The 12,286-nt window shown below is 70.3% G+C and carries 11 protein-coding genes and 1 pseudogene; 4 read left to right on the top strand and 8 right to left on the bottom strand.

Annotated elements, in window-relative coordinates; translation table 11 throughout:
• Positions 1-7: 7 nt before the first annotated feature.
• Positions 8-844, bottom strand: coding sequence for a hypothetical protein (locus ACZ7L7_RS10950; RefSeq protein ID WP_453607939.1), 837 nt, complete (start codon positions 842-844; stop codon positions 8-10).
• A 223-nt stretch (positions 845-1,067) separates the two neighbouring features.
• Here ACZ7L7_RS10950 and ACZ7L7_RS10945 point away from each other — a divergent pair, with 223 nt between their 5' ends.
• Positions 1,068-2,768, top strand: a complete 1,701-nt coding sequence (locus ACZ7L7_RS10945) for a chitinase (protein ID WP_472075589.1) — start codon at positions 1,068-1,070, stop codon at positions 2,766-2,768.
• Positions 2,769-2,802: 34 nt separating this feature from the next.
• Here ACZ7L7_RS10945 and ACZ7L7_RS10940 read toward each other — a convergent pair whose 3' ends face one another.
• Complete coding sequence (locus tag ACZ7L7_RS10940; RefSeq protein WP_453607937.1) at positions 2,803-4,122, bottom strand: Nramp family divalent metal transporter; 1,320 nt, start codon at positions 4,120-4,122, stop codon at positions 2,803-2,805.
• A 45-nt stretch (positions 4,123-4,167) separates the two neighbouring features.
• Positions 4,168-4,581, bottom strand: a complete 414-nt coding sequence (locus ACZ7L7_RS10935) for an ATP-binding protein (RefSeq protein WP_285510379.1) — start codon at positions 4,579-4,581, stop codon at positions 4,168-4,170.
• A gap of 417 nt (positions 4,582-4,998) precedes the next feature.
• Between ACZ7L7_RS10935 and ACZ7L7_RS10930 the strand changes: the two genes are divergently transcribed.
• Positions 4,999-6,348: a M14 family metallopeptidase gene (locus tag ACZ7L7_RS10930; protein ID WP_472075587.1), complete on the top strand. Its 1,350-nt coding sequence runs from the start codon at positions 4,999-5,001 to the stop codon at positions 6,346-6,348.
• A 7-nt stretch (positions 6,349-6,355) separates the two neighbouring features.
• On the opposite strand, the gene ACZ7L7_RS10925 is transcribed toward ACZ7L7_RS10930, so the two are convergent.
• From ACZ7L7_RS10925 to ACZ7L7_RS10915, 3 genes and pseudogenes are all read right to left on the bottom strand, one after another.
• Complete coding sequence (locus tag ACZ7L7_RS10925) at positions 6,356-6,871, bottom strand: hypothetical protein (protein WP_472075585.1); 516 nt, start codon at positions 6,869-6,871, stop codon at positions 6,356-6,358.
• 54 nt (positions 6,872-6,925) lie between these two features.
• Positions 6,926-7,197, bottom strand: a pseudogene (locus ACZ7L7_RS10920) (GntT/GntP/DsdX family permease); the annotation flags it as partial.
• Between the two features lie 80 nt (positions 7,198-7,277).
• A complete protein-coding gene (locus ACZ7L7_RS10915) occupies positions 7,278-7,697 on the bottom strand; it encodes a RidA family protein (protein ID WP_250748098.1) in 420 nt (139 codons plus the stop codon).
• Positions 7,698-7,858: 161 nt separating this feature from the next.
• Here ACZ7L7_RS10915 and ACZ7L7_RS10910 point away from each other — a divergent pair, with 161 nt between their 5' ends.
• On the top strand, positions 7,859-9,067 hold the full coding sequence (locus ACZ7L7_RS10910) for an RNA-guided endonuclease InsQ/TnpB family protein (protein WP_471592758.1): 1,209 nt from the start codon (positions 7,859-7,861) through the stop codon (positions 9,065-9,067).
• A gap of 13 nt (positions 9,068-9,080) precedes the next feature.
• Here the strand turns inward: ACZ7L7_RS10910 and ACZ7L7_RS10905 are convergent, their stop codons facing one another.
• Complete coding sequence (locus tag ACZ7L7_RS10905; RefSeq protein ID WP_285510384.1) at positions 9,081-9,842, bottom strand: IclR family transcriptional regulator; 762 nt, start codon at positions 9,840-9,842, stop codon at positions 9,081-9,083.
• The gene (locus tag ACZ7L7_RS10900) at positions 9,839-10,897 is read right to left on the bottom strand and encodes a sugar kinase (RefSeq protein WP_472075583.1); all 1,059 of its coding nucleotides are present in this window, start codon (positions 10,895-10,897) and stop codon (positions 9,839-9,841) included. Before ACZ7L7_RS10900 ends, ACZ7L7_RS10905 begins: the two co-directional genes overlap by 4 nt.
• Before the next feature lie 114 nt (positions 10,898-11,011).
• On the opposite strand from ACZ7L7_RS10900, the gene ACZ7L7_RS10895 reads away from it, so the two are divergent.
• Positions 11,012-12,277 (top strand): amino acid deaminase, encoded by a 1,266-nt coding sequence (locus ACZ7L7_RS10895; RefSeq protein WP_472075581.1) that lies wholly within the window; start codon positions 11,012-11,014, stop codon positions 12,275-12,277.
• Positions 12,278-12,286 lie beyond the last annotated feature (9 nt).

Here is a 12,286-nt window from a genome sequence, read left to right as displayed (position 1 = left end):
GGGGCGGTCAGCCCGCGCGGATCTCGGGTACGGGCGCGGTCGCGGAGCAGAAGACGCAGCGGTCGCCGATGACGTCGATGCCGCACCAGTGGCAGGGACTTCTGCGCACCGAGGTGACGAGCTGGTACAGCACCGACAGGTCGGGCAGGTAGGAGCAGAACTCGATCAGCCGGCCGGTGCCCCACCAGCGCGCCGACTCGGCGGGCAGCGGGGCCTCGCGCAGCCCCTGGACGTTCCAGGACTTGGCGAGGGTGTCGGTGACCCAGTCGGACTGGAGCTGGCCGCGGGCGACGAGCATCCGGGTGGCGAACTCCGGTCCGGTCAGGGCGGCTTCCGGGCCGATGCGCACGAGCTGGGGCTCGGGGTGGGCGAGGACGCCGAAGTGGGCGCCGGGGACCCAGGAGCGGGCGTGGGACTTCAGTCCGACGGGGACGCGGTCGAGCTTGGCGACGGAGCCGAGCAGGGCCCCGGCGTGGATGTAGTGGGTGAGCAGTCTGCCCGCCGAGGCGAGCACCCCGGGGCCGAGGTCGCAGGAGGCGAGCTGGCGTAACTGGCGGGCCAGCACGGCGAGTCCGAGCGGCGGCAGCTCGGGGCGGAAGAGGGCGATGCGGTCGCTCTCCATGAGGGAGCGCAGGGTGCGCAGCCGGCGTTCCACGGCGGGTTCGACCGCTTGGGAGTACAGGACGACGAGGTGGCCGTGGGTCTCGACGATCGTCTGAAGGGTGCTCAGGGCCCGGTCGAGGGGCTCGCGGTCCAGTCCTTCCAGCACGACGGCGGGCACGGTGCGCTCGTCCTGCGGTGGCAGTGCCAGGTCGGCACTGGTCACGGCGATGGCAGTTGGCACGCGCAGCTCCCCACTCCGCACCCAGGACACACAGTCGACTTCGCTGCGTGACTACGTGAGCACTGTATCCACGGGGCGATGACCGGAGAACAGCGTTTCTGTAGCTATGAGGGAACTTGCGTTTCACAAGTTGCGGCAAAACGGGGCAGGTTGAGCATCTCGGCACTGCCTCTTGACAAGAGGATTGGTCTGGACCAACGTCTTTGTCATGTCCCCCACTGGCATGTCCTCATCCGGAAGATCGCCGCGCGGGCGATCGGTGAAGCTCTTCACGGGCGCGGTTCTCGCGGCCCTGGCCCTGACCTTCACGGGCACCGGCACGGCCTCGGCCGCCGATGTCAACAACGCCAAGAACGCCGGCTTCGAGTCCGGCCTGACCAACTGGACCTGCTCCGCGAACAGCGGTACGACCGTCTCCTCCCCGGTGCACGGCGGTTCGGCCGCGCTGAAGGCGACCCCGGCCGGGCAGGACAACGCCCGCTGCACCCAGGCGGTCGCGGTCCAGCCCAACTCCACGTACACGCTCAGCGCCTGGGTGCAGGGCGGCTACACCTACCTGGGTGTGACCGGCACCGGCACCACGGACGTGTCCACCTGGACGCCGGACTCCGGCGGCTGGAAGCAGCTGACGACCAGCTTCACCACCGGCTCCAACACCCGCTCGGTGACCGTCTACACCCACGGCTGGTACGGCCAGGCCGCCTACTACGCCGACGACGTCTCGGTGTTCGGCCCGGACGGCGGCGGTGGCGGCGACCCCGAGCCGACGATCCCGGGCACACCGGCCGGAGTGACGGTCTCGGGGCGCAGCTCGACGTCGATCTCCCTGGCCTGGAACGCCGTCTCCGGCGCGACCGGCTACAACGTCTACCGCGACGGCACCAAGGTGACCGCGGTGACCGGCACCTCGGCCACCGTCACCGGGCTCTCCCCCGCCACCTCGTACTCCTTCCAGGTGACGGCGACCAACGCGGCCGGTGAGTCGCCGAAGTCGGCGCCGGTGACGGGGACGACCACCCAGACCCCGACCGGACCGGGACTGCCCAAGCACGCGGTGACCGGGTACTGGCAGAACTTCAACAACGGCGCGACGGTGCAGAAGCTGTCGGACGTGCAGGCGCAGTACGACATCATCGCGGTCGCCTTCGCCGACGCCACCGGCACTCCGGGCGCGGTCACCTTCAACCTGGACTCGGCCGGGCTCGGCGGGTACACCGTCGCGCAGTTCAAGGCGGACATCCGGGCCAAGCAGGCGGCCGGGAAGAAGGTCATCATCTCGGTCGGCGGCGAGCGGGGGACGGTGTCCGTCAACGACTCCGCGTCCGCGACGAACTTCGCCAACTCGGTGTACGCGCTGATGCAGGAGTACGGCTTCGACGGCGTCGACATCGACCTGGAGAACGGGCTGAACGCCACCTACATGACGCAGGCGCTCAGGTCGCTGTCGGCGAAGGCGGGACCGTCGATGATCCTGACGATGGCACCCCAGACCATCGACATGCAGTCGACGTCCAACGCCTACTTCCGGACCGCGCTGAACGTGAAGGACATCCTCACGGTCGTCAACATGCAGTACTACAACAGCGGTTCGATGCTGGGCTGCGACGGCAAGGTCTACAGCCAGGGCTCGGTGGACTTCCTCACCGCGCTCGCCTGCATCCAGCTCGAAGGCGGCCTCGACCCGTCCCAGGTGGGCCTCGGACTGCCCGCCTCGACGCGGGGCGCGGGCAGCGGCTATGTCTCGCCGAGCGTCGTGAACAACGCGCTGGACTGCCTGGCCAGGGGCACCAACTGCGGCTCGTTCAAGCCCTCGCGCACCTACCCGGGTCTGCGGGGCGCGATGACCTGGTCGACGAACTGGGACGCCACCGCGGGCAACGCGTGGTCGAACGCGGTGGGTCCGCACGTGCACGGGCTGCCGTAGCCCGTAGCGCCGCAAAGGCCGTGGTCGGAGTGGCTCAGAAGAACTCCGACCACGGCTGGTCCCCGATCTGCTTCACGCACAGCACCAGGAAGAGCAGGCCCGCGACGGCCAGCATGGCGTTGCTCAGCGGGCCGTTGCGCCAGGGCGCCGGGGTGCGGGAGGTGTTCAGCAGCCACAGCAGGGTGCCGGCCAGGAACGGCAGGAAGGCGGCGCCCAGCACGCCGTAGAGGATGATCAGGCGGAACGGCTGGCCCTGGAAGAGCAGGACGATCGGCGGGAAGGTCAGCCACAGCAGGTACAGCCGGAAGGGCAGGCTGCGTTCGCGGGCGCCGGAGGCGATCTCCTCGCCGCGGGCCGCGTCCCCGGCCCGGTAGCGGGCCACGAAGTCGGCGAACATCAGGCTCACCCCGTGCCAGACGCCGATCAGCGAGGTGAACGAGGTGGCGAAGAAGCCGATCAGGAAGAACTTCGCGGTGGCCTCGCCGTACTCGGCCGCCAGGATGTCGCTCAGCTGGAGCAGCCCCTTGTCGCCCTTGGCGAGGGTGATGTTCGCCGAGTGCAGCAGCTCCGCGCCGACGAAGAGCATGGCGACGACGAAGATGCCGGTGGTGGCGTAGGCGACGCGGTTGTCCAGCCGCATCACCTTCATCCAGCCGGTGTCCGTCCACCCCTTGGCGTTGACCCAGTACCCGTACGCGGCCAGCGTGATGGTGCCGCCGACCCCGCCGATCAGACCGAGGGTGTTGAGGACGGAGTCCTCCTCGTCGGGGAGTACGGGCAGCAGGCCCGCGAAGGCCTCGCCGAGGTTCGGGGTGACCCGGACCGCCAGGTACACCGTCACCACGAACATAACGCCGACCAGGACCGTCATGACCTTCTCGAAGACGGCGTACTTGTTGAACCAGACGAAGACCAGGCCCACCAGCCCGCAGGCCACTCCCCACCACTCCAGGTCCATCACGTCCGGGAACAGGGCCTGCAGCGGCAGGGCGCTGGACGACATCGCCGCGGCGCCGTAGACGAAGCCCCAGACCACCACGTAGACGACGAAGAACCAGGTGGTCCAGCGGCCGAGGCCGGCCCAGCCGTCGAAGAGAGTGCGGCCGGTGGACAGATGCCAGCGGCCGACCGCCTCGGCGAGGGAGATCTTCACCAGACAGCCGATGACCGCCGCCCACAGCAGCGTGTACCCGAAGCTGCTTCCGGCGATCAGGGTGGCGACCAGGTCACCGGCGCCGACACCGGTCGCGGCGACAACGATGCCAGGGCCGATGTGCTTCCAACTGGACCTGCGGGGAGTGGGTTCGGTTCCGTCAACTTGGGTTGCCTGAGTGTTTCCCGAGCCGTCCGCCATGCGGATCAACAAACCGCAGCCCGGGCGCGCCCACAAGAGGGCATGTCAGAGTTCGAACCACACCGTCTTGCGTCTGCCGTCCTGATGACAGCCCCACCGCGTGGCCAGCGCGTCCACCAGGAACATCCCGCGCCCGCCCTCCGAAGCGCCCGCCTGGAGCACCTGCGGGGTGCGGCGCCCGGAGTCCTGGACCTCGCAGCGCACCACCCCCTGACCGGCCGTCAGCGTCACCCGGAAGCGGCTCGCCGAGTGCAGCAGCGCGTTCGTCGCCAGCTCGCTGACCAGCAGCTCGGCCGTGTCCAGCAACTCCTCCTCGGCCGCCAGCCCCCACCCCGCCAACTGCCGGCGCACCTCCGCACGCGCCTCGCGGACCGCCGAGGGGCGCGGGTCGTACTCCACGGTCAGATGAGCGGCTCCGACGGGAGGTTGACGGTGGGAGCCGTTCCGGAGTTGCAGCATGCTGCTCATGGTGGTCCTGCCTGCGGCTTCGCGTAGGGGTAGATATACCTGCATGCCTACCTGTGTTGCGTGCGCGCCCACCCGTACCGCAGGCGCAGGGTAGACCTCTGGTCGGCTGTTCACACGGCCCCCCTTCCGGTGCAGCGGGTGCCTCACTGTCCCCGCCGTCAGCGAAGGACGCACAAAGGTGTCACTCGTGCGGGTGGAACTGGCGCCAGGGGAACGGAGATTGACGCTCGGACCCATACAATCCGCGCCTTCCGCGCGGCTGTGTCATTACGGCCGTATTCAACCTTGACCCGTTCATGCCAGGAATGGACGATGAGCGCGACCCGCACGTGCACGTCGCTGAACCACCCCCCGCTCCACTCCCCACTTCCGGAGATCCCGGAATCCCTGGAGACACAAGGAGAATTCATGCGACTTCGCATCCGAGGCTCGGGCGCCCGCGGCGGGAGACGCACCGCCGCCCTCGCCGCCCTCCTCGCCCTGGCGCTCGCGGCGCCCCTCTCCGCGAGCGTCACGGCCAAGGCCGACAGCGCGACCCGCGCGGCCCCCTCGGCGGACGACATCCGCCAGTACGAGATCCACGTCCGCTCGACAGCGGCCGAGCGCACCGCGATCCAGCGGACGGGCGTCACCGTGGACGAGGTCGACGCGCACGACCTGGTGGTCTCCGGCCGCGCCGACCAGATCCGCAAGCTGCGTCAACTGGGCTACGAAGTCACGCCGTTGGGCTCCGTACCGGACCGCACCGGCGGCTCGGACGACCTGCGGCTGTACGACTTCCCGTCGGCGGACTCGCGCTATCACAACTACGCGGAGATGACGAGCGAGATCAACTCCCTCGTGGCCGCCAACCCCACCCTCGCCAGCACGCGTGTGATCGGCACCTCCTACCAGGGCCGGAACATCACCGCCATCAAGATCAGCGACAACGTGGCCACCGACGAGGCCGAGCCCGAGGTGCTCTTCACGCACCACCAGCACGCCCGCGAGCACCTCACCGTCGAGATGGCCCTGTACCTGCTGCGCGAGCTGACCTCCGACTACGGCACCGACTCACGCGTCACCAACCTGGTCAACAGCCGGGAGATCTGGATCGTGCCGGACCTGAACCCGGACGGCGGCGAGTACGACATCGCCACCGGCTCCTACCGCTCCTGGCGCAAGAACCGGCAGCCCAACTCCGGCTCCTCGTACGTCGGTACGGACCTCAACCGCAACTGGGACTACCGCTGGGGCTGCTGCGGCGGCTCCTCCGGTTCCGCGTCCTCCGAGACCTACCGGGGCCGTTCGCCCGAGTCCGCGCCCGAGGTGAAGGTCGTGGCGGACTTCGTGCGCAGCCGGGTCGTCGGCGGCAAGCAGCAGATCAAGGCCGCGATCGACTTCCACACCTACAGCGAACTGGTGCTGTGGCCCTTCGGGTACACCTACTCGGACACCACCACCGGCATGACCGCCGACGACCGCAACGCCTTCGCCACGGTCGGCCGGAAGATGGCGGCCAGCAACGGCTACACCCCGGAGCAGGCCAGCGACCTGTACATCACCGACGGGTCGATCGACGACTGGCTCTGGGGCGCCCAGAAGATCTTCGCGTACACCTTCGAGATGTACCCGCGCTCCGGTGGCGGCGGCTTCTACCCGCCCGACGAGGTGATCGAGCGGGAGACGTCCCGGAACCGGGACGCCGTCCTGCAACTCCTGGAGAACGCGGACTGTATGTACCGCTCGATCGGCAAGGAGGCCCAGTACTGCTCGTAGACCGGTGCTACTCGGCTTCCTCGAAGTAGGCGTCCAGCACCTTGTCGAGCTGTGCGTCCCACTCGTCGAAGCGGCTCCTGGCCGGTGCCTCTATCTCGATCGGGTACCAGCGCCGGTCAGGAGTGTGCACGGTGACGGTGAACCGCTTGCCGAAGCGGGGCCGCTCCGTCTCCACGGCGCCGATCTCGTCCCAGCGGAACTCGCACTCCTGGTCGTCCAGGGCGAGCCGGACACCGCGCCGGTCGGCGACGATTCTCGCCCGGCGGTCGGCGGCCTCGAAGACGGGACCGTCCTCGGCCGCGCCGTCCTCGGCCGCGGACTCCTCGACGGCGGCCTCGGGTTCGGCCTCCGTCTCCGTCTCCGTCACGGCTTCCGTGTCCGTAGAGGCTTCCGTCTCCGGGTCCGACGGCTTGTCCGTCTTCTCCGGCGAGTCGGCCACGGGCGCGGTGAGCCCGGGGACGAAAGCCGGGTCGAATCCGGCGCCTTCCAGGGGCTGGCTGCTCGATCCTATGCGCTGCTCCACAGCGGGCAGTATGGTCGACGATCCTGTGCCGCACACAGCCAGCCCCCTTCATCGTTATACGAAGATGCTCAATCCGGCGGCCACCACGAACCCGACCACCGACAGCACCGTCTCCAGCACGGTCCAGGTCTTGAGGGTGTCGCGCTCGCTGATGCCGAAGTACTTGGCGACCATCCAGCTGCGTCCATCAGCGCGCTCCGCGCGCGGGCGCCGTCGTTGACGTGCGAGGCGAAGATGGAGCCCGCCGAGATGGCCATGATGACCAGGGCGACGAAGGCCTGGGAGTGGTCGCCCTCGGAGAGCAACGGCGCCACGATGCCGGCCGTGGGGGGATCGCGGCATGGCCCGTCGTGGGCCATGCCGGGTGCGGTGTACGGGGAGTGAGGGAGCGTCATCCGGCCCGGGCTCAACCGAGGACGGCGAGCGCGTCGATCTCGATGAGCAGGCCCGCCGGGAGGCCAACGTAGACGGTGGTGCGGGCGGCGGGCGGGGCCGTGAGGTGCTGCGCCTCGAAGTAGGCGTTGTAGATGTCGTTCATCTCGGCGAAGTGGGCGACGTCGGTGAGGTACACGCGGATCATCATCACGTCGTCCCAGCTCGCGCCGCCCTCCTCCAGGATCGCCTTGACGTTGTCGAGGGTCTGGAGGGTCTGTTCGCGCAGGGTGGGCCCGGCGGGCGTGGGCGGCTTGCCCTCCTCGGCGGGCAGGAAGCCGACCTGGCCCGCGACCTGGAGGATGTTGCCCTTGCGCACCCCGTGGGAGAACTTCGCGGGCGGGGTGGTGTGGGTCTTCGGGGTAAGCGCGGTCTTCTCGATCTTGCCGGTCATCGGGACCTTCCTTCGTGGATACCCCCGGCTTCAGCCGGGGGAGGAAACGAAGCTCCTGCGGAGCAGGGCAGGGAATGCCGGTTCGCCGCCGGGGCGGACGGGCGTCCTCCGGCCACCGGCCAACAGTCGCCTCTCACACGGAAGCTGATTCAATGGGAGGCGTGACGCAACAGGTCAAGCGGGCTTTCAAGTACCGCTTCTACCCAACGGACGAGCAGGCAGCCGAGCTGTCCCGCACGTTCGGCTGCGTCCGCCTCGTCTACAACAAGGCGCTGGAGGAACGCACCCGGGCTTGGTACGGCGAGCAGCGCCGCGTCTCCTACGTGCAGTCGTCGGCTGCACTGACGGAGTGGAAGAAGACCGGGGAACTCGCCTTCCTGACGGAGGTGTCCTGCGTCCCGCTTCAGCAGGCGCTGCGCCATCTTCAGACGGCGTTCGGGAACTTCTTCGCCAAGCGCGCGAAGTACCCCCGGTTCAAGTCGCGGAAGAAGTCCCGCGCGTCGGCCGAGTACACCCGCTCCGGCTTCAAGTTCCGGGACGGAAAGCTGACGCTGGCGAAGATGGCCGAGCCGTTGGACATCCGCTGGTCGCGTCCGCTCCCAGAGGGTGCGGTGCCGACGACGGTGACCGTGTCCCGCGACAGTGCCGGGCGCTGGTTCGTGTCGATGCTGTGCGACGACCGGATTGCTCCGGCTCCGGCCACCACGAGCGCGGTCGGTATCGACGCGGGCATAACCAGCCTCGTGACCCTGTCGACCGGGCAGAAGGTCGCCAACCCCCGGCACGAGCGCCGCGACCGTGCCCGTCTCGCCAAGGCGCAGCGGGAGCTGTCCCGCAAGGAGAAGGGCTCCGCGAACCGGGAGAAGGCCCGGCGCCGTGTCGCGAAGGTCCACGCCCGGATCGCCGACCGGCGCCGCGACTTCCTCCACAAGCTGTCGACTCGACTCGTCCGTGAGAACCAAACGGTCGTGATCGAGGACCTCACCGTCCGCAACCTGCTGAAGAACGGCAAGCTCGCGCGCGCCATATCGGACGCGGCCTGGACGGACCTGCGCATGATGCTGGAGTACAAGTGCGCCTGGTACGGGCGCGAACTCGTCGTGATCGACCGCTGGTTCCCCAGCTCGAAGCTGTGCGGGGCCTGCGGCACGGTCGCGGCGAGGATGCCGCTGAACGTCCGCGAGTGGACGTGCGACTGCGGCGTGGTGCATGACCGCGATGTGAACGCGGCACGCAACATCCTGGCCGCCGGGCTGGCGGCGTCTGCCTGTGGAGACGGTGTAAGACCTCAACGGGAGTCCTCCCGGACGGGGCGGTCGTCGGTGAAGCAGGAATCCCAACGGGCGACCGCTGGAATCCCCCGCCTTTAGGCGGGGGAGGAAGTCAAGGGGCGTCCTTTGCTGGGGTCTTGCCGGAGTACTCGCCGGTGATCTCGTCCGCGGTACGGCGGACCAGCGGCAGCAGGGTGAGGAGTTCGTCGGCGGTGACGACGACATTGGGCGCCGAGACCGACATGGCGGCGACGACCCGGCCGTCGGCGCCCCGGATGGGGGCGGCGACGCAGTTGATGGACTCCTCGTGGCCCCCGAGGTCGGAGGCCCAGCCCTGTTCGCGCGCCTTGTCCAGCTCGCGCAGGAAGGCGGCGGCGTTCGGCGTCGAACGGGACGTGTACATGGGGTAGTCGAGCTTCTCCGCGAGGGCGCGGCGCTCGGCCTCGGGCAGGTCGGCGAGGAGCAGCTTGGCCACGGCGGCGACGGTGATGGCGACCGGCTTGCCGATCCGGGAGTACATCCGCACCGGGTAGCGGCTCTCCACCTTGTCGATGTAGAGGACCTCGTCCTCCTCGTACACGGCGAGGTGGACGGTGTGGCCGATCCGCTCGTTGAGGCGGACCAGGTGGGGGTGGGCGATCTCGCGGATGTCGAGGTTCTCCATCGCCTCCTGGGCGAGGGCGATGAGCCGGGCGCCGAGGCGGTAGCGCTGGTCGGACTGGCGGTAGACCATGCCGTGCTCGTGCAGGGTGCGCAGCAGGCGCAGCGCGGTGGATTTGTGCACCCCCAGCCGGTCGGCGACGGTGCCCAGGTCGGCGGGGCCCTCGGCGAGCAGCGGCAGGATGCTGAGCGCGCGGTCGACGGTCTGGCTCATGGGGTGGGTACCTCCTCCTCGGCCCGTGGGTCGGCCTGTGTCCAGCCGGGGCCGAGTCGAAGTCTCCCCCACGCCTCGTCCGCCGCGGCGGCCAGGCGGTCGGCGGTGTCGCGGGCGGGGGGTGCGGCGAGGTCGCCGGGCGTGGTGAGGGCGGCGGCGGCCCAGAGGTGGCCGTGGCGCAGCCGCGCGCGGTGGGGCAGGCCGCGCAGGGTGGCGGAGAGGAAGCCGGCGGCGAAGGCGTCCCCGGCTCCGGTGGCGGAGACGACGTCCACGGTGAGGGCGGGCTGGAAGACGCCGGGCGCGTCGCCGTGGAAGAGGGTCGCCCCTCGGGCGCCTTCCTTGACGACCAGCACCTCGGGCTCGGGCAGCAGGTCCCGGATCTCCTCCGGACCGCCGGTCACGCCCCAGACGCCGTGCGCCTCGTCCTCCCCCACGAACGCGATGTCCGCGCCGCGCGCCAGCTCCAGCAGCACCCGGGGTCCCGCGGCGTCGCCCCACAGCCCGGGCCGGTGATTGACGTCGAAGGAGACCAGCGGGCGCCCCGCCCGGGGCGCCGTCAGTTCCCGCAGCAGCCCCAGACAGTCCGCCGACAGGGCCGCCGTGATCCCGGACAGATGCAGCACCCGGCAGGCCCGTACGGCGTCCAGGTCCACGTTCCCGACGCCCATCGCGGAGGCCGCCGAGCCGGCGCGGTAGTACGCCACCTCGTGCGCGTCCGTCCCCCGGTCGCCCGCGGTGCGGAAGTACAGCCCCGTCGGGCGCGCCGGGTCGCGGCGGACGGCGCGGACGTCGACGCCCCAGCCGCCGACGGCGTCGAGGAGGTGGTCGCCGAAGCCGTCGGCGCCGACCCGGCTGACCCAGCGCGCGGAGTGTCCGGCGGCGGCCAGGGCGCAGGCCACGTTGGACTCGGCGCCGCCGATGGACCGGTCGAAGGAGGGCACGTCGGCGAGGCGGCCCGGCCGGGTCGGCAGGAACGCGACCATGGACTCGCCGAGCGCGACCACGTCGACGGCGCCTTCGACGCGGGGGGTGTCGCAGGGTCCGGTACCGGTCACGATCGTCGTAGCTCCCCAACCTTGTGTTCGTGTTGGGCGAGATGTTAGACAGCACTTAGCGATATACGCAATGAACGTTGCAATTAATGCAACGTCCCTGATCAGGGAGGCTCCATGGCCGTTGAAGCGCTCGCCCGGCTGGCCGAGGAACGTGTCGACCACCGCTTCAAGGGCCTGCCGCCGGACGCCGCCGGCCGCACGGTCGGGGAGCTGGCGGCCGAGCGGCGCAACCTCTTCACGGGCGGATTCGCCACGCCCGTGCTCGCCCTGTCCGCCGAGCGCCTGGCGCACAACCTGCGGCTCATGGAGGCCTACGCCGCCCGGCACGGCCTCGCCTTCGCCCCGCACGGCAAGACCTCGATGGCCCCGCAGCTCTTCCAGCGCCAGATCGAGCACGGCGCCTGGGGCATCACCCTCGCCGTGCCGCACCAGGTGTGGGTGGCCCGGGAGTTCGGTATCCAGCGGGTCTTCCTCGCCAACGAGCTGGTGGACGCGGCGGCCCTGCGCCGTATCGCCGCCGACCTGGCCGCCGACCCGTCCTTCCGGTTCGTCTGCTACGTCGACTCCGTGCGCGGCGTGGAGCTGATGGACGCGGCGCTCGCGGGCGCCGCCCGGCCGGTGGACGTGGTCGTGGAGCTGGCGGCCGGGGAGGGCGCGCGCACCGGGGTGCGCACCGAGGCGGAGTGCGCGGCGGTCGCGGACGCGGTGGCGGCGGCTCGGGGGCTGCGGCTGGTGGGTGTCGCCGGGTACGAGGGCGAGGTCCCGCAGGCCACCCCGGAGCGGGTGCGGGCGTGGCTGCGCCGGCTGGTGGCGCTGGCGGCCGACTTCGACAAGGCGGGACGCTTCGACGGCACCGACGAGATCGTCGTCAGCGCGGGCGGCAGCGCCTGGTTCGACGCGGTGGCCGATGTCTTCGCCGAGATCCCCGGCCTGTCCCGCCCGGTGCTGAAGCTGCTGCGCTCCGGGGCGTACGTCTCGCACGACGACGGCCACTACCGCAAGCTCACCCCGTTCAACCGGGTGCCCGAGGAGGGCGCCCTGGAGCCCGCGTTCCGGCTGTGGGCGCAGGTCGTCTCCCGGCCCACGCGGGAGCAGGCGTTCCTCAACGCGGGCAAGCGGGACGCGGCCTACGACCTGGACCTGCCCTTCGCCCAGGTGGTGCGGCGGGACGGGGCGGAGCGGACGGCGGCCGGGATCGAGGTGACCGCCCTGTCCGACCAGCACGCCTGGCTGCGCACCGGTCCGGAGGCGGACCTGGAGGTCGGCGACTGGGTGGGCCTGGGTCTGTCGCACCCGTGCACGTCCTTCGACAAGTGGCCGCTGATCCCGGTCGCGCAGGCGGACGGCACGGTAGTCGACTACATCCGTACGTTCTTCTAGGCCGAGGGA

It is taken from the genome of Streptomyces sp. NPDC110618, assembly GCF_055657065.1.
This window is presented reverse-complemented; position numbering and strand designations above follow the sequence as displayed.

Excerpts from the sequence above, each read along its gene's own strand:
- ACZ7L7_RS10905 (WP_285510384.1), bottom strand. The coding sequence starts at position 9,842 with ATGAGCCAGACCGTCGACCGCGCGCTCAGCATCCTGCCGCTGCTCGCC.
- ACZ7L7_RS10895 (WP_472075581.1), top strand. The coding sequence starts at position 11,012 with ATGGCCGTTGAAGCGCTCGCCCGGCTGGCCGAGGAACGTGTCGACCAC.
- ACZ7L7_RS10940 (WP_453607937.1), bottom strand. The coding sequence starts at position 4,122 with ATGGCGGACGGCTCGGGAAACACTCAGGCAACCCAAGTTGACGGAACC.
- ACZ7L7_RS10915 (WP_250748098.1), bottom strand. The coding sequence starts at position 7,697 with ATGACCGGCAAGATCGAGAAGACCGCGCTTACCCCGAAGACCCACACC.
- ACZ7L7_RS10935 (WP_285510379.1), bottom strand. The coding sequence starts at position 4,581 with ATGCTGCAACTCCGGAACGGCTCCCACCGTCAACCTCCCGTCGGAGCC.
- ACZ7L7_RS10930 (WP_472075587.1), top strand. The coding sequence starts at position 4,999 with ATGCGACTTCGCATCCGAGGCTCGGGCGCCCGCGGCGGGAGACGCACC.
- ACZ7L7_RS10945 (WP_472075589.1), top strand. The coding sequence starts at position 1,068 with ATGTCCTCATCCGGAAGATCGCCGCGCGGGCGATCGGTGAAGCTCTTC.